Here is a 15,857-nt window from a genome sequence, read left to right as displayed (position 1 = left end):
TGGGGACCCTCACCCGTCTCCGCCGCCGCCACCGCCGTCGCCGCCACCGCCGTCGCCGCCACCGCCGCCGCCGTCGAAGCCACCGCCGTCACCGTGCCAACCGGAGTAGTCGTGACCGCCGATCATGCCGCCCCTGTCCCAGGCGCCCGGGTCGGACCAGGCGACGGCCCCGGCCGCTCCCCAGCTGTCGCCGCGCCCGGTGGCGTAGGCCATCGTGAGGCGGTCGGCCGCCATCCGGTTGTCGTCCACCAGGTCGGCGTACCACCCCTGCGCCCAGGCGGCGTAGGCCGGACCTGCGGCGAACCACGGTGCGCGGCGGTTGCCGAGGCGGACCAGCCTGACGTCCGGTGCCTCGCCGGCGGTCAGGCGTTCCAAGTCGCGGAAGCAGACGGGTACGGCGCGGGGCACACCGCCCGGCGGCGCCCACTCCACGTCGTGGCGGGCCGGACCGTGTGCCGGGTTGAAGAAGCAGGGTTCGCGGCGGGTGGGTCTGGGGCTGCCGTCGCGGTCGGCGAGGACGCAGGCATGCGCGAATCGTCCGTCCGTCAGCGTGCGGGTCACGGCTGTGATGTCGGGGGCCTGTCCCGCGGCGGAGAGCTGCGCCTTCGCGCGCTCATAGGCGTCGAGTGCCTGCTCGTAGTCGCCGCGCATGGTGTCGTCGAGCTCGCTGGTGAGGGTCTCGACATGCAGGTTGCTGAGCTCCTCTCCGAACGTCGTCACGTCCTCATGGGCAGCCCTGCGCACCAGCCTGAACGCCTCGAGCTCTGCCAGCCGAGCCTCGCGCTGTCGCCGGCCGATCCGCACCATGAGTCACATCCCGCCCCCGGCGGCTTGGCCGGCCACGTCGACGGACTGGTTGATGTAGGCCTCGGCGAGGTTCTTCTTGTTGTGGGAGGTGGACCGCTCGTGGGCGAGGGTCTGGTGCCGACGCAGGACCTTCTCGATCCCACCGGCATCGTGGACCGGCACGCGGCGGTCTCCGACGCGGATCATCCGGATCTCCGGTGCGGCACCGCCCTCGAGCCGGCGGGCGTCGGACGCGCAGACGGAGACGGTCCGCTCGACTCCCGACGGTGGCGACCACTCCAGGTCGCGGACGCTGGGTCCGTGGCGGGGGTCGAAGAAGCACGGCTCGCGGCGGGCAGGCAGCGGTTCACCGGCCTGGAGCGAGAGCACGGCGGCGCGGTGGTAGCGCGCGTCCTGCAGCAGCTGGTCGCCGGCCAGGACGTCCTCAGCCGTCTCGGAGGTGCGGACCCGTTCCTTGGCCTGCTCGTAGTGCTCGAGGGCGCGGCGGTAGTGGTGCGTCGCCTCCTCATCGAGTTCGCTGCCGAGGGTCTCGAGGTGGAGCTCGGCGAGCTCCTCGCCCAGCGCCGTCACGTCGTCGTTGGCCAGCTTCCGCGCGACCCGCCAGCGGTCTGCCTCCGCGAGGTCGCGTTCACGTGCCTCGCGTGCCCGGCGGAAGGGGTTCAGGCCCATGTCACCAGCCTAGTGCTGAAGGGAGCAACTACAGGCATGTAGTTCTGCTGACCCGGTTGTTCCCGAGCGATGCCCGTGTTCTGATCGATCGTCACGTGAGTCACACCAGACCCACAGAACACGGAAGTAGGGTCCTCGATGCCCCGTCCGACCCGTCCCGTGCCAGCCGCGGTGAGCGCCCTCGTGGTGGCCGTCGCGGCGGCAATGGCGACCACATCGCCCGCGTCGAGCAACCGCCGGGCCGAGGTCTATCCGGTCACCGGGCCGAGCACCATCACGCTGTCGGGACACGGCTACGGCCACGGGCACGGCATGTCACAGTACGGCGCCGAAGGCGCGGCAAGAGCCGGGCTGACCTGGCAGCAGATCATCGAGTTCTACTACCCGGGCACCTCATGGGGGGTGCATCGGGGACCGATCGAGGTCTTGATCACCGGCGACACGAGCGATGACCTCGTCGTCGTCGCGGCGGCCGGTCTGAAGGTCACCAGGCTCCAGCCCAAGAAGGCCTGGAAGGTCCCTGCCAACGGCGCGACGCGCTGGCGGATGTCCGGCCTCGCCGACGGCCGCACCCGGGTGGACTTCCGCAAGGGCAGCAGCTGGCGCACGTGGAAGTCCTTCGCCGGCGACGGGCAGTTCTCCGCGCCCCTCGGCCGGCTGACCCTCGTCAAGCCTTCGGGCAGGGCGACCTACCGTGGCCGCCTCCGCTCGGCGTCGGTCCGGCCGGGGCAGCCGGCTCGGGACACCGTCAACGTGGTGAGCCTGGACGCCTACCTGCGAGGAGTCGTGCCGCTCGAGATCCCCGCGCTCTGGAGCCCCGACGCGGTCCGCGCCCAGGCCGTGGCCGCCCGCACCTACGCGGCCGCTGAGCGCTCCCACCCCAACGCGTCGCACTATCAGATCTGCGACACGACGCAGTGCCAGGTCTATGGGGGCGTCGACGTCGAGCACCCGGCCGCCACGCAGGCGGTCCTGGACACGCTCAGCGAAGGCCTCGTCTTCGACGGTCGACCGGCCTTCGCCCAGTTCTCCTCCAGCAACGGCGGCTTCTCCTCCGCAGGGTCGGCGCCCTACCTCATGGCCAGGGAGGACCCCTACGACGGCTGGACGGGCAACCCGCACCACACGTGGTCGGTCGTCCTCGACGACGCCGGACTCGAGCGCCACTATCCCGCGATCGGTGACCTGACCGGGATCGAGGTCGCGCAGCGCGACGGCAACGGCGAGTGGGGGGGCCGGGTCCTGAAGATGGCGCTCGTGGGCACTGCCGGACGGGCCGACATCAGCGGCGACACCCTGCGCACCGTGCTCGGGCTGAAGTCCTCCTGGTTCACCTTCACGGTGACGCCCGGCGCACCCGTCCCCAAGCGCCAGCGCTAGCGAGCCTCAGCCCAGCACCAGCACGAGGTCGCCGCCCTCGACCGCCTGGGTTCCCGGTACGGCGACGCGAGCGACCCTGCCGGCACGGGGCGACGTGATCGAGGCCTCCATCTTCATCGCCTCGATGGTCGCCACGGTCTGGCCCGCCTCGACCTCGTCGCCCTCGGCGACCCCGACGGTGACGACACCGTCGAACGGAGCGGCGACGTGCCCGCTGTCGGAGCTGTCCGCCTTCTCCGCAGCGGCGACCGCCGAGGCGACGCTGCGGTCGCGCACACCGACGGGTCGCAGCTGGCCGTTGATGGTGCACATGACGGTGCGGATGCCACGCTCGTCCGGCTCGCCGATCGCCTCGAGCCCGAGGATCAGCGTCTTGCCCTCGCCGAGGGAGACCGAGTGCTCCTCGCCGCGGCGCAAGCCGTAGAGGTAGTCGATCGTCGGCAGCACCGACACGTCGCCGTACGTCTCCCTGGACTCGCGGAAGTCCTTGGTCGGACCGGGGAAGAGGAGCTCGTTGAGGGTGGCGCGGCGGTTGCCCACGAGCCCCGCTTCCTGGCTGGCGGTGAGGGTCTCCGCCGGGCGCTTCCAGGTGCGCCCCGCGAGTGCCTTGGTGCGGAAGGGCTCCGGCCAGCCGCCGGGCGGGTCGCCGAGCTCGCCGTTGAGGAAGCCGATCACCGAGTCGGGGATGTCGAAGGCGCCCGGGTCGTCCTCGAAGGCGCGCGGGTCGGCGCCCACCGCCACGAGGTGAAGGGCCAGGTCGCCGACCACCTTGGAGGAGGGCGTCACCTTGACCACGTTGCCGAGGATCGTGTTGGCGGCGGCGTACATGTCCTCGACCTGCTCGAACTTCTCACCGAGCCCGAGCGCGATCGCCTGCTGGCGGAGGTTGGAGAGCTGCCCGCCGGGGATCTCGTGGGTGTAGACGCGACCGGTGGGGGCAGGGAGGCCGGACTCGAAGGGGGCGTAAACGCGGCGCGTGGCCTCCCAGTAGGGCTCCAGCGCGTTGACCTTGTCCAGCGACAACCCGGTCTCGCGCGGCCCGTGGTCGGTGGCGGAGACGAGCGCCGACAGGGCCGGCTGCGAGGTGGTGCCCGCCATCGCGGCGCAGGCGGCATCGACGGCGTCAACGCCGCAGTCGATGGCCGCGAGGAGCGTCGCGAGCTGGCCGCCCGGGGTGTCGTGGGTGTGCAGATGCACCGGCAGGTCGAACTCGGAGCGCAGCGCGGAGACCAGGGTGCGTGCTGCGGGCGCGCGCAGCAGCCCGGCCATGTCCTTGATCGCGAGGACGTGCGCGCCGGCATCGACGATCTGGTCGGCGAGGCGCAGGTAGTAGTCGAGGGTGTAGAGCCTCTCCGCGGGAGACGACAGGTCGCCGGTGTAGCAGAGCGCCACCTCCGCGACGGTCGTGCCGGTCGCCCGGACCGCCTCGATCGCAGGCATCATCTGGGAGACGTCGTTGAGCGCGTCGAAGATGCGGAAGACGTCGATGCCTGTCGCTGCTGCCTCCTCGACGAAGGCCTGCGTCACCTCGGCGGGGTACGGCGTGTAGCCGACCGTGTTGCGCCCGCGCAGCAGCATCTGCAGACAGATGTTGGGCACGGTCTTGCGGAGCTCGGCGAGACGTTCCCACGGGTCCTCGGCGAGGAAGCGCAACGCCACGTCGTACGTCGCACCGCCCCACGCCTCCAGCGACCACAGCTCCGGCGTCGTGCGCGCGACGTGCCCGGCGACCGCGACGAGGTCGCGGGTGCGCACGCGGGTGGCGAGCAACGACTGGTGTGCGTCGCGGAAGGTGGTGTCGGTGACGGCGACCTGGTCCTGCGCCCGCAGCTGTCGGGCGAACTCCTCAGGACCGACTCGCAGCAGGAGCTGGCGGGTCCCGTCGGGCGCCGGAACGTCGAGGTTGACGTCGGGAAGCTTGGTCATCGGGTCGACGCTGACCGGGGCGCGCCCGTGCGGCTGGTTGACCGTCACGTCGGCGAGGTAGGTCAGCAGCTTCGTGCCGCGGTCGCCGGAGGCTCGTGCGGTGAGGAGCTGCGGGTGGTCCTCGATGAACGAGGTCGTGATCATGCCCGCCGCGAAGTCCGGGTCGTCGAGCACGGCCTGCAGGAACGCGATGTTGGTGGAGACGCCTCGGATCCGGAACTCCGCCACCGCGCGGCGCGCCCGCTCGACTGCCTTGTCGAAGGTCCGGGCCCGACAGGTCAGCTTGGCCAGCATCGAGTCGAAGTGGGCGCTCACCTCGGCGCCGGTGTAGGTGGTGCCGCCGTCGAGGCGGATCCCGGCCCCGCCGGGGGAGCGGTAGGTCGTGATCTTCCCCGTGTCGGGGCGGAAGCCGTTCGCCGGGTCCTCGGTGGTGATCCGGCACTGCAGGGCGGCGCCGCGGATGGAGACCGTCTCCTGCGAGAGCCCGAGGTCGGCCAGGGTCTCGCCGGCCGCGATCCTGATCTGCGACTGGACCAGGTCGACGTCGGTGATCTCCCCGTTGACCGTGTGCTCCACCTGTATGCGGGGGTTCATCTCGATGAAGACGTAGTTGCCGTGCTTGTCGAGGAGGTACTCCACCGTCCCGGCGTTGCGGTACCCGATCTCGGTCGCGAACCGCACGGCGTCGGCGCACATCCGCTCCCGCAGCTCGGGGTCGAGGTTGGGCGCAGGGGCGATCTCGACGACCTTCTGGTGGCGCCGCTGCACCGAGCAGTCACGCTCGAAGAGGTGCATGACGTTGCCCTCGCCGTCGGCCAGGATCTGGACCTCGATGTGGCGGGGCTGGACGACGGCCTGCTCGATGAAGACCGTGGGGTCGCCGAAGGCGCCCTCGGCCTCGCGCATGCAGGTCTCGATGGCCTCCCGCAGCTGGGCGCGGTCGTCGACGCGGCGCATCCCCCGGCCGCCGCCGCCGGCGACAGCCTTGACGAAGAGCGGCTCGGGGATCTCCTCTGCGGCCGCGACCAGCACGTCCACATCGGTGCCGGGCTCGACGCTCCTCAGGGTCGGGACCCCGGCGGCCTTCGCCGCGGCGATGGCCCGGGCCTTGTTGCCGGTCAGGGTGAGGACCTCGGCACTCGGACCGATGAAGGTGATGCCGGCGTTGGCACAGGCCTCGGCCAGCGCGGGGTTCTCCGAGAGGAAGCCGTATCCCGGATAGACGGCGTCGGCGCCGGCCTTCAGAGCCACCGCCACGATCGCGTCCGGGTCGAGGTAGGCCCGGACGGGGTGGCCCCGCTCGCCGATCTCGTAGGCCTCGTCCGCCTTCAACCGGTGCTCGGACCCGCGGTCCTCGTAGGGGAAGACCGCGACCGTGCGGGCGCCGATCTCGTAGGCCGCACGGAATGCTCGGATCGCGATCTCGCCGCGGTTCGCGACCAGCACCTTGGAGAACATGCCCGAAGGTTAGAGGTCGACGTCCGTCGCGTTTGCTACTCGTCCGTACGGCGGGCGCCGGGACCCGACGATTCAGCCGGCGGCGATCGCGCGACCCGCTGCCCGCCCGGAGAAGATGCAGCCGCCCAGGAACGTCCCCTCCAGCGCGTTGTAGCCGTGCACGCCGCCACCGCCGAAGCCCGCGACCTCCCCAGCGGCGTACAGGCCCGGGATCGGTGTGCCCGACGTGTCGAGGACGCGCGAGTCGAGGTCGGTCTGGATCCCGCCGAGGGTCTTGCGGGTCAGGATGTTGAGGCGTACGGCGACGAGCGGGCCGTTCTCGGGATCGAGGAACGCGTGCGGCTTGGCGACCCGGACGAGCTTGTCGGTGCGCGAGCGGCGGGCGTTGGCCACGGCCATCAGCTGGAGGTCCTTGGAGAAGTCGTTGTCGAGCTCACGGTCGTGGGCCTCGACGATGCGACGGACGTCCTCGGTGTCGAGCTGGGGTCCGCGGGCGAGCTTGTTCATACCCTCGACCAGCTCCTCGATCGTGTCGGCCACGGCGAAGTCCTCGCCGTGCTCCTTGAAGGCCTCGACCGGCCTGGGTGCACCCTTGGCCAGTCGGCTCTTGAGGAAGACCCTGATGTCCTTGCCGGTCATGTCGGGATTCTGCTCCGAGCCGGAGAGGGCGAACTCCTTCTCGATCACCTTCTGCGTCAGCACGAACCACGAGTAGTCGTGCCCGGTCGAGAGGATCTCGCGCATCGATCCCATCGTGTCGAAGCCCGGGAAGTTGGGTGCGGGCAGGCGCTTGCCGTTCGCGTCGAGCCACAGCGACGACGGGCCGGGCAGAATCCGGATGCCGTGGTCGGGCCAGATCGGGTCCCAGTTGTGGATGCCCTCGGTGTAGGCCCACAGCCGGTCGCGGTTCACCACGGCAGCCCCGGCATCCTCGCTGATCTGGAGCATGCGTCCGTCGACGTGGGCCGGCACACCGGCGATGAGGTGCTCGGGCGCCGGGCCGAGCCGTTCGGTGGGCCAGTGCTTGCGGATCAGGTCGTAGTTGTGGCCGATGCCGCCGCTGGTCACGATGACCGCCGGAGCACGCAGCTCGAAGGTGTCGACCTCGTCGCGCGACGACTTCTCCCCGCGGGGGAGGTCGTCGTCGGCTGACAGCACCGCGCCTCGTACGCCGACGACCGCTCCATCTGATGTGACGAGCTCGTCGACGCGGTGCCGGAACCCGAAGCGGACCAGCCCGGCCTGCTCGGCAGCGACGACCGGCTCCGCGAAGACGCGCACCACCTCGGGCCCGATGCCCCAGGTCAGGTGGAACCGCGGCACGGAGTTGCCGTGGCCCTCGGCACTTCCGCCGCGCTCGGCCCACCCGACCAGCGGCAGGAACCGCAGGCCGAGCTGGTGGAGGTAGTCGCGCTTCTCGCCGGCCGCCCATGCGACGTACGCCCGTGCCCACTGCTCGCCCCAGAGGTCCTGGTCCTCGAGCCGGTCGAAGGCTGCCGATCCCCGCCAGTCCTGCAGCGCGAGGTCGACCGAGTCCTTGATGCCCATACGGCGCTGCTCGGGGGAGTCGACGAGGAAGAGTCCGCCGAGGGACCAGAACGCCTGGCCGCCGAGGTTGTTGCGGTTCTCCTGGTCGAGCACGAGCACAGACCTGCCCGCCTGGACGAGCTCGTAGGTCGCCACGAGCCCGGCGAGGCCGGCTCCGACGACGATGGCGTCGGGCGCGAAGGCGGGTGTGGTCTCGGACGTCATCGTGTCTCCTGGTGGTGGGTGAAGAGGGGTTGGGTGAGCTGGGCGAGGAGGCGGAGCGTGGCGTCGTCCCGGTCCTGATCGGGCAGGACCTGCGCGACGGCCGCTTCGCCGTCCAGGTAGTTGACGACGACCCGCACGACGTCCTGGGCTGCACCGCTCCACTGGTCGCCGAAGAACGCGGCAGCGGCGGCCGCACTGCGACGGTGGTAGTCGCGCAGCGCGGGGCCGAGGTCCTCGCGGAGTGCGTCGTCGGTGCGCGCGGCCCGGACGAGCTCGTGCCAGACCTGGTTGGACCGCGACCTCACCAGCGAACGCAAGGCGGTGAGGCCCTCGAGCACGGTGTCGGGCCCCGGTCGGACGGCGCGGAACTGCTCGGCGAAGTCCTCGGTCTGGCGCTCGGCGACTCGCTCGGCCGTGGCGACCAGCAGGGCCCGGCGGTGGGGGAAGTGGCGGAAGAGAGCGCCCTGGCTCAGGCCGGCCTGGGCGCACACCGCCGCCACGGTCGTGCGGGCGTAGCCCGACTCGGAGATGACCACCTCGACGGCGTCGAGCAGGCGAGCGGTGGTGGTGTCGCGGCGCTCGGCCTGGGTCCGTCGGGTGGTCACAGTGAGAGGCTACAACATAGAAAGCGAGTGCTCGCTATCTGAGTGGAACCGGCGGACACCTTGGCTGCGGTGGCATGATCTGCCGGTGCATCCCTCCCCTCGCGCCCGCCGGGTCCGTCTGTCCCGCCTGGCCGCCGTCGCCGTCCTCCTCGCGCTCGTGGCGACCGCCTGCTCTGGCAGCGACGCCGCCGAGGAGGGAGGTTTCCCGCAGCAGTCCTTCGGTGACCTCCCCGCGGAGATCGACTACGTGGCCATGGGCGACTCCTACAGCGCGGGTCCACTGGTGACCACCGTGCGCTCGGACCCGTCGGGCTGCGTGCGCTCGACCGACAACTACCCCGCGTTCCTGGCCGGCTGGTTGGACGTCGAGACCTACACCGACGTCACCTGTTCTGCCGCTGACACCGGCGACTTCACCCGTCGGCAGCAGATGGTCGACGGCAAGAGAGTGGCGCCGCAGCTCGACGCGGTGTCGACCGACACCGACCTCGTCACCCTCGGCATCGGTGGCAACGACTTCGGCATCTTCTCCTCCCTGGTGGGCTGCGCGGAGGGCTGCTCGCCGAAGCAGCAGAAGCGCCTGCTCCGCGATGCTGCCCGGGTCGAGGCCCGGGTGCGCAAGGTCGTGGAGGCCATCACCGACCGGGCCCCGGAGGCCGAGGTCTTTGTCATCGGCTACCCGCAGGTCCTGCCCGAGGACGAGTCCTGCGGCGCCGTACCCCTGACTCCAGCGCAGCTGGACGCCGCTGCCGAGATCGCCGGCCGGCTCAACGGGTCGCTGGCGGCCGGTGCCGAAGGGGCCAGTGCGTCGTACGTCGACGTCAGCGACGCCTCCGAGGGCCACGACGTCTGCGCCGGCAAGGCCGCCTGGATCAACGGCCCCGAGATGCTGCCCGGCATCGCCGCGCCGTTCCACCCGGTGCTCGACGGCATGCGCGGGGTGGCCGCCGAGGTCTTCTCCGAGATCACCGGGGACGAGGCGCCGCAGGCCGAGCGAGCAGCGCCTCCTCGCGACGCCGTGGTCCGCAACTAGGAGCCGAACTCCTGCCACCAGGCAACGGTCTCCTTGAGACCGATGTCGAACGGCGTCGGCGCGAGGCCCAGCCGTGCCTCGCTGTCGGTGGAGTCGACGACGAAGGGTCGGTCGAACATGTAGCCCACCTCCACCAGCTCCCGCGTGCTCGGTGAGACCAGACCGACCGCCTTCAGTGCCCAGCTGGGAAGGGCCGACATGCGCGGCGCGGGGACGCCTGCCGTGGCGGCCACCTGGGTGATCAGCTGGCGTTGCGTGACCGGGGAAGCGGTGGGGGCGTGCAGGAAGGTGTCCCACAGCTCGGGGGTGGCGGCTGCCCGGATCATGGCGGCCGCGAGGTCGGGCACGTAGGTGAACGAGTGCGGCTGGTCGAGGCTGCCGACGACCCGCATGGTCTTCCCGGCCAGCACCGTGGGGATGAGCCGCTCGCCGGCGTGGGCGTTGAGCACCCGCGGGCCGTAGAAGTCGGACGCCGCGATGCTGATCGTCGCGGTGGTCGACGCCGCTCGCTGGGCCAGGAGGTCGGCCCGGACGCCGAGCTTGCCGCCCGTGGCGGTGCGGGGCAGGTCCTCGGTCATCGGGCCGTCGACCGGGCCGTAGGAGTAGAGGCTCTCCGGGAACACCACGACCGCGCCGATCCGCCCGGCGGCCTCGAGCACCGTCCGCTCCGCCGCGGGAAGCTCGGCCCGCCAGGTGCGTGCGTCGTACGCCGAACCGTGGATGCAGTGGTGGACCACCTCTGCTCCGTCGATCGCACTGGCGAGCTGGTCGGGCCGCGAGACGTCGACCCGCCGCCGCTCGACCATCGGGTGGTCGGGGCCACTCCCCGAACGGGTCAACAGTCGCACCTGCTGGCCGGCCTCGGCGAGCTGCAGGGCGACGGTCGCGCCCACGGGTCCGGCTCCGGTGATGACGTGTACGGCGGTCATGGTGCTCCTCGAGTTCGGGAGAGCAGTGCTCTCGTTTCGTTGAGGATGACACGCACGTGGATCAAAAGCAAGAGCACCGCTCTCTTATGCAACGCATGCTCCCTCCGTGTGCCATGATCGGCCCATGGCAGCGACGACACCGCGAGCGCGAGCCCGCGAGCAGACCATGCGCGACATCGTCCGGATCGGGCGTCAGCACCTGGCGACGGATGGCGCCGCCGCGCTCTCGCTGCGGGCCATTGCCCGCGACCTGGGCCTGGTGTCCTCGGCTGTCTATCGCTACGTCGGCAGCCGGGACGAGCTGCTGACCCTGCTCGTCATCGACGGCTACGACGAGCTCGGCGACGCCGTGGACGAGGCGCTCGGCTCAGTCGCCGCAGCGAACCACGCCGGCCGCCTGCGGGCGATCGGTCGCGCGGTCCGCACCTGGGCGCTGGCCGAGCCTGCGACGTACGCCCTGCTCTTCGGCAGCCCCGTGCCCGGCTACCAGGCACCCGCCGAGCGCACCACCGGGCCGGGGACGCGGGTGATCCGTCGTCTGGTGCAGGTGTGGGAGGACGCCTGGCTTGCTGGTGCGACCAGCCACGACGGGGGACCGGTCTCGCCCCGCCGGTTGAGCCGTGACCTGGCCCGGATCCGGCGCGAGCAGGGCATTACCGCACCCGACGAGCTGATCGCTCGGGGGGTGCTGGTGTGGGCTGCCCTCTTCGGCTGCATCAGCTTCGAGGTCTTCGGTCAGTACGGCGCCGACACCATCACCCAGCCGCAGGACCTCTTCGAGCACCAGCTGACGGTGCTTGTGGAGACCGTCGGCCTGACGCGTTGAGGACTGCTCAGCCCTTGATCTCGCAGATCACGGCCCCGTTGGTGACAGTGGCGCCCACCTCGGCGTCGAGCCCGGTCACCGTGCCGGCCTTGTGGGCCTTGAGGGGCTGCTCCATCTTCATCGCCTCGAGGACCACGATGACGTCGCCCTCGGCGACCTCCTGGCCGTCGGTGACGGCGACCTTGACGATCGTGCCCTGCATGGGGGAGGAGACGGAGTCGCCGGACGCCGCGGCGCCGGCCTTCTTCGCCGACCGCTTCGGCTTCTTCGCCCCACCGCCCGAGCCGGAGCCGACGGAGACTCCCCCGAGACCCGCCGGAAGGACGACCTCGAGGCGACGGCCGCCGACCTCGACGGTGACTGACCGGCGCTCGCCGGCCTCCTCGGCCTCCGCGGTCTCGCCTGCGTAGGGCTCGATCTGGTTGTCGAAGTCGGTCTCGATCCAGGTCGTGTAGACCGTGAACTCACCCTCACCGGAGGGTGTCGAGGGGCCCACGTAGGCGGGGTCCTTGACGACGGCCTGGTGGAAAGGGATCGCCGTGGGCATGCCGTCGACCACGAACTCGTCGAGCGCGCGACGCGATCGCTCGAGCGCCTGGGTGCGGTCGCGACCTGTGACGATGAGCTTGGCGATCAGCGAGTCGAAGTTGCCCGGGATCGTCTCGCCCTTGTTGTAGCCCCCGTCGAGTCGGATGCCGGGGCCCTGCGGGGGAGCCCACTCGGTCAGGGTGCCGGGCGCCGGCATGAAGTTGCGCCCGCCGTCCTCGGCGTTGATGCGGAACTCGATCGAGTGGCCACGGATCTCCGGATCGCCGAAGCCGAGCTCCTCGCCGGCGGCGATGCGGAACATCTCGCGAACGAGGTCGATGCCGGTGACCTCCTCGGAGACGCAGTGCTCGACCTGGAGGCGGGTGTTGACCTCGAGGAAGGAGATGGTGCCGTCGGCGGCGACGAGGAACTCACACGTGCCGGCCCCGACGTAGCCGGCCTCCTTGAGGATGGCCTTGGACGAGTCGTAGAGCTTCTTCACCTGGTCGTCGCTCAGGAACGGCGCGGGCGCCTCCTCGACGAGCTTCTGGTGACGACGCTGCAGCGAGCAGTCGCGGGTGGAGACGACCACGACGTTGCCGTGCTGGTCGGCCAGGCACTGGGTCTCGACGTGACGGGGGCGGTCGAGGAACTTCTCGACGAGGCACTCGCCGCGGCCGAAGGCACCGATGGCCTCGCGCACGGCCGACTCATAGAGCTCGGGGATCTCCTCGATGGTGTGGGCCACCTTCAGGCCACGCCCGCCGCCACCGAAGACGGCCTTGATCGCGACCGGCAGCCCGTGGGCGCGAGCGAACTCAACGATCTCGTCGGCGTCCCTCACCGCGTCCTTGAGGCCGGGGGCCAGCGGCGCGTTGGCCTTCTGGGCGATCTGCTTCGCCTTGGCCTTGTCACCGAGGGCGTCGATCGCCGCGGGCGAGGGGCCGATCCAGATGAGCCCGGCGTCGAGCACGGCCTGGGCGAACTGCGCGTTCTCGGCGAGGAAGCCGTAGCCCGGGTGCACCGAGTCGGCGCCGGAGTCGCTCGCGACCTTGAGGATCTTCTCGATGTCGAGGTAGGTCTCGGCCGGTGTCGCGCCACCGAGGGCGTGGGCCTCGTCGGCGAGCCGGACGAACTGCGCGTCACGGTCCGGGTCGGCGTACACCGCGACACTGCCGATGCCGGCGTCCTTGCAGGCGCGGACGACCCGCACTGCGATCTCGCCGCGATTGGCGATGAGGACCTTCTGCAAACCCTGCGACTGGGGCACGAAATACTCCTGGTCTTCCTCGACTGGTCTTCGCGGAGACTATCGCCCCCCGCTCCGCGTGCCGACCGTGGTGCGGTGTGCCGAGCACCACAGGTTAGCGCTCGCTAACCCCCGCGCGTTAGCCTCGTCACATGAGCTTCGAGTTGTCTCCCGAGCACGAGCAGTTCCGCCGCAGCGTCCGCGACTTCGCGCAGGCCGAGATCGCGCCCCATGCCGCGCAGTGGGACCGCGACCACCACTTCCCGACCGACGTCGTGAAGAAGATGGGTGCGCTGGGCCTGATGGGCCTCACCGCTCCGGAGCAGTACGGCGGCGCAGGGCTGGCCGGCGAGGACGGCGGCTTCACCTCGCTCTGCCTGGCCATCGAGGAGATCGGCCGCGTCGACCAGTCGATGGGCATCACCCTCGAGGCCGCGGTCGGACTCGGCATCAACCCGATCCTGACCTTCGGCACCGACGCCCAGAAGGACGAGTACCTGCCGGCCCTCGTCGCGGGCGAGCAGCTGGCCGGCTTCGGGCTGACCGAGCCGGGGGCCGGCTCCGACGCCGGGGCGACGAAGACCAAGGCAGTGCTGTCCGAGGGCGAGTGGGTCGTCAACGGCGCCAAGCAGTTCATCACCAACTCCGGCTCCTCCATCACCTCCCTGGTGACGGTCACGGCGCGCACCGGTGACCGTGGCGGTGGCCGCCCCGAGCTCTCCACCATCATCATTCCCAGCGGCACGCCCGGCTTCACTGCCGAGAAGCCCTACGACAAGCTCGGTTGGCACGCCTCCGACACGCACCCGCTGTCCTTCGAGGACTGCCGCGTGCCCGAGGCCAACCTCCTCGGCGAGCGCGGACGCGGCTACGCGCAGTTCCTCAGCACCCTCGACGACGGCCGGGTCGCCATCGCGGCCCTCGCCGTCGGCTGCATCCAGGCCTGCCTCGACCTGTCGCTTGAGTACTCGTTGGACCGCCAGACCTTCGGCGGGCCCATCGGACGCAAGCAGGGTGTGGCGTTCCAGATCTCCGACCTCCAGGTCATGCTCGACGCCTCCCGGTTGTTGACCTACAAGGCCGCTGCCATGAAGGACGCCATGGACGCCGGCGCCGGTGTCTCGATGAAGGACTTCAAGCAGGCGGCAGCCGTCGCCAAGCTCTACTCCACCGAGTCGGCCGTGACGGCGACGCGGATCGCCACGCAGGTCTTCGGCGGCTACGGCTTCATGGAGGAATACCCGGTGGCGCGCTTCTACCGCGACGCCAAGGTGCTCGAGATCGGCGAGGGCACCTCGGAGGTCCAGCGGATGCTGATCGCCCGGGGTCTCGGCCTGCCGGTCGAGTAGTCCCGGTCGCGACACGGCACCTGCGGAGGTTCGTTGCCGTTTCGTTGATCTCGTGGCCGTAGCCTGATGTCGTGACGTCGAGGGGCCGTCGGCTGGCGGGGGAGATCTGGCGCTACCTGGCCGTGGGGCTGGGGGCGACGGTTGTTGCTGTCTTCCTGTTCAACTGGCTGGTGCACGGCATCGGCATGGCCGACTCCGCACCGCTCAACGGGCACCCGATCCTTGGCTACGTCCTCGCCAACCTCGTCGGGACGGCGATCAGCTACCGCGGCACCCGGTGGTGGGCCTTCCGGCACCGCACCACGACCCACGTCGACGGTGGTCGAACCGCTTTCGTGGCGATCAGCGTCGTGACGATGGCCATCCCGATGGCCTGCCTGTCGATCAGCCGCAACCTCCTCGGTCTCGACGACCCGTTCTCGGACAACATCTCCGCCAACGTCATCGGATTGGCGTTCGCCAATGCCGCGCGGTTCGTGCTGACGCGGCAGTACGTGTTCGGCGTACACGAAGAAGCAGAGGTCCTCGACCGCGTGTGATCGGTCAGGCCGTGCCGGACGCCGTCCAGAGCGCGGTCCACTCGTGCCCCAGCTCGGCCACCAGCTCACGCACCAACGGCAGGCTGACACCGACCACGTTGTGGTGATCGCCCTCGATCCCGGTCACGAACGCGCCGCCGAGGCCGTCGACGGTGAAGGCGCCGGCCACGTGCAGCGGCTCGCCGGTGGCGACGTACGCCGCAATCTCGGCGTCGCTCAGGTCCGCGAAGTGCACGGTCGTGCTGGCCGTCGCAGCGGCGACCCGCCCGGTGCCCATGTCGCGCAGGCAGTGGCCGGTGCGGAGCACGCCCGACCGGCCGCGCATGGCGCGCCAGCGTTCGACGGCCGTCGCGGCGTCGGCCGGCTTGCCCAGCGCCTGGTCGTCCAGCTCCAGCACCGAGTCGCAGCCCAGGACCAGTGCGACCGCCGGCACGTCGTCGCGCTCAGCGACCGCCGCGCACTTGAGCTCGGCCAGCTGCAGCGCCAGCTCCGCCGGCGGGAGCCCGTCGAGCTGGGACTCGTCCACGCCGCTGACGATCACGACCGGGTCGATCCCGGCGCTGCGAAGGGTGGCCAGACGGGCGGGTGAGGCGGAGGCGAGGACGAGCTGCATGCCGCCGACCCTAGGGCGTCAGCGTCTGACCCCAGGTCGGGCGGTGCGTGAGCCACATTCCTGGGCGGGCGGATTCCAGACAGTCACGCAACACCGGGGTGTTTTGTGGTTTCGATGAGTAGTTTCTCAAGCGTTTCGGCTGGGGTGCGGAATGCGTGTCTCTTGCGGGGCCGGGCGTTGAGTTCGGCTGCGAT

Annotated in this window: 13 protein-coding genes; 5 read left to right on the top strand and 8 right to left on the bottom strand. The window is 70.7% G+C overall.

Annotated elements, in window-relative coordinates; genetic code table 11:
• Positions 1-9 precede the first annotated feature (9 nt).
• Both JWN68_RS17095 and JWN68_RS17090 read right to left on the bottom strand, forming a co-directional pair.
• A complete protein-coding gene (locus JWN68_RS17095) occupies positions 10-807 on the bottom strand; it encodes a hypothetical protein (protein ID WP_297741143.1) in 798 nt (265 codons plus the stop codon).
• Between the two features lie 3 nt (positions 808-810).
• On the bottom strand, positions 811-1,476 hold the full coding sequence (locus tag JWN68_RS17090) for a hypothetical protein (RefSeq protein WP_297741141.1): 666 nt from the start codon (positions 1,474-1,476) through the stop codon (positions 811-813).
• A gap of 138 nt (positions 1,477-1,614) precedes the next feature.
• Here JWN68_RS17090 and JWN68_RS17085 point away from each other — a divergent pair, with 138 nt between their 5' ends.
• On the top strand, positions 1,615-2,856 hold the full coding sequence (locus tag JWN68_RS17085) for a SpoIID/LytB domain-containing protein (RefSeq protein ID WP_297741138.1): 1,242 nt from the start codon (positions 1,615-1,617) through the stop codon (positions 2,854-2,856).
• 6 nt (positions 2,857-2,862) lie between these two features.
• Here the strand turns inward: JWN68_RS17085 and JWN68_RS17080 are convergent, their stop codons facing one another.
• The 3 genes from JWN68_RS17080 to JWN68_RS17070 all read right to left on the bottom strand — a co-directional run bounded on the left by JWN68_RS17080 (position 2,863) and on the right by JWN68_RS17070 (position 8,597).
• Complete coding sequence (locus JWN68_RS17080) at positions 2,863-6,240, bottom strand: pyruvate carboxylase (protein ID WP_297741136.1); 3,378 nt, start codon at positions 6,238-6,240, stop codon at positions 2,863-2,865.
• Positions 6,241-6,312: 72 nt separating this feature from the next.
• Positions 6,313-7,992, bottom strand: coding sequence for an FAD-binding dehydrogenase (locus tag JWN68_RS17075; protein WP_297741133.1), 1,680 nt, complete (start codon positions 7,990-7,992; stop codon positions 6,313-6,315).
• Entirely contained in the window at positions 7,989-8,597 is a 609-nt protein-coding gene (locus JWN68_RS17070; RefSeq protein WP_297741131.1) for a TetR/AcrR family transcriptional regulator, read from the bottom strand. The genes JWN68_RS17075 and JWN68_RS17070 overlap by 4 nt, the downstream gene beginning before the upstream one ends.
• A gap of 85 nt (positions 8,598-8,682) precedes the next feature.
• Here JWN68_RS17070 and JWN68_RS17065 point away from each other — a divergent pair, with 85 nt between their 5' ends.
• Positions 8,683-9,630, top strand: coding sequence for an SGNH/GDSL hydrolase family protein (locus tag JWN68_RS17065; RefSeq protein ID WP_297741129.1), 948 nt, complete (start codon positions 8,683-8,685; stop codon positions 9,628-9,630).
• On the opposite strand, the gene JWN68_RS17060 is transcribed toward JWN68_RS17065, so the two are convergent.
• Complete coding sequence (locus JWN68_RS17060; RefSeq protein WP_297741127.1) at positions 9,627-10,559, bottom strand: NAD-dependent epimerase/dehydratase family protein; 933 nt, start codon at positions 10,557-10,559, stop codon at positions 9,627-9,629. The two genes, JWN68_RS17065 and JWN68_RS17060, sit on opposite strands and share 4 nt — an antisense overlap.
• 124 nt (positions 10,560-10,683) lie before the next feature.
• Here JWN68_RS17060 and JWN68_RS17055 point away from each other — a divergent pair, with 124 nt between their 5' ends.
• Entirely contained in the window at positions 10,684-11,385 is a 702-nt protein-coding gene (locus tag JWN68_RS17055; RefSeq protein WP_297741125.1) for a TetR/AcrR family transcriptional regulator, read from the top strand.
• Positions 11,386-11,392: 7 nt separating this feature from the next.
• Here the strand turns inward: JWN68_RS17055 and JWN68_RS17050 are convergent, their stop codons facing one another.
• Positions 11,393-13,183: a biotin carboxylase N-terminal domain-containing protein gene (locus JWN68_RS17050; RefSeq protein WP_297741122.1), complete on the bottom strand. Its 1,791-nt coding sequence runs from the start codon at positions 13,181-13,183 to the stop codon at positions 11,393-11,395.
• Between the two features lie 131 nt (positions 13,184-13,314).
• Here JWN68_RS17050 and JWN68_RS17045 point away from each other — a divergent pair, with 131 nt between their 5' ends.
• Positions 13,315-14,511, top strand: coding sequence for an acyl-CoA dehydrogenase family protein (locus tag JWN68_RS17045; RefSeq protein WP_297741120.1), 1,197 nt, complete (start codon positions 13,315-13,317; stop codon positions 14,509-14,511).
• A gap of 71 nt (positions 14,512-14,582) precedes the next feature.
• Positions 14,583-15,050 (top strand): GtrA family protein, encoded by a 468-nt coding sequence (locus JWN68_RS17040; RefSeq protein WP_297741118.1) that lies wholly within the window; start codon positions 14,583-14,585, stop codon positions 15,048-15,050.
• A 4-nt stretch (positions 15,051-15,054) separates the two neighbouring features.
• Here the strand turns inward: JWN68_RS17040 and JWN68_RS17035 are convergent, their stop codons facing one another.
• Positions 15,055-15,663: a Maf family protein gene (locus JWN68_RS17035; RefSeq protein WP_297741116.1), complete on the bottom strand. Its 609-nt coding sequence runs from the start codon at positions 15,661-15,663 to the stop codon at positions 15,055-15,057.
• Positions 15,664-15,857 lie beyond the last annotated feature (194 nt).

Source organism: Nocardioides sp. (genome assembly GCF_025964975.1).
In the GTDB taxonomy this organism is placed as follows: Bacteria; Actinomycetota; Actinomycetes; order Propionibacteriales; family Nocardioidaceae; genus Nocardioides.
This window is presented reverse-complemented; position numbering and strand designations above follow the sequence as displayed.

Excerpts from the sequence above, each read along its gene's own strand:
- JWN68_RS17080 (WP_297741136.1), bottom strand. The coding sequence starts at position 6,240 with ATGTTCTCCAAGGTGCTGGTCGCGAACCGCGGCGAGATCGCGATCCGA.
- JWN68_RS17075 (WP_297741133.1), bottom strand. The coding sequence starts at position 7,992 with ATGACGTCCGAGACCACACCCGCCTTCGCGCCCGACGCCATCGTCGTC.
- JWN68_RS17060 (WP_297741127.1), bottom strand. The coding sequence starts at position 10,559 with ATGACCGCCGTACACGTCATCACCGGAGCCGGACCCGTGGGCGCGACC.
- JWN68_RS17095 (WP_297741143.1), bottom strand. The coding sequence starts at position 807 with ATGGTGCGGATCGGCCGGCGACAGCGCGAGGCTCGGCTGGCAGAGCTC.
- JWN68_RS17085 (WP_297741138.1), top strand. The coding sequence starts at position 1,615 with ATGCCCCGTCCGACCCGTCCCGTGCCAGCCGCGGTGAGCGCCCTCGTG.
- JWN68_RS17035 (WP_297741116.1), bottom strand. The coding sequence starts at position 15,663 with ATGCAGCTCGTCCTCGCCTCCGCCTCACCCGCCCGTCTGGCCACCCTT.
- JWN68_RS17055 (WP_297741125.1), top strand. The coding sequence starts at position 10,684 with ATGGCAGCGACGACACCGCGAGCGCGAGCCCGCGAGCAGACCATGCGC.
- JWN68_RS17090 (WP_297741141.1), bottom strand. The coding sequence starts at position 1,476 with ATGGGCCTGAACCCCTTCCGCCGGGCACGCGAGGCACGTGAACGCGAC.
- JWN68_RS17045 (WP_297741120.1), top strand. The coding sequence starts at position 13,315 with ATGAGCTTCGAGTTGTCTCCCGAGCACGAGCAGTTCCGCCGCAGCGTC.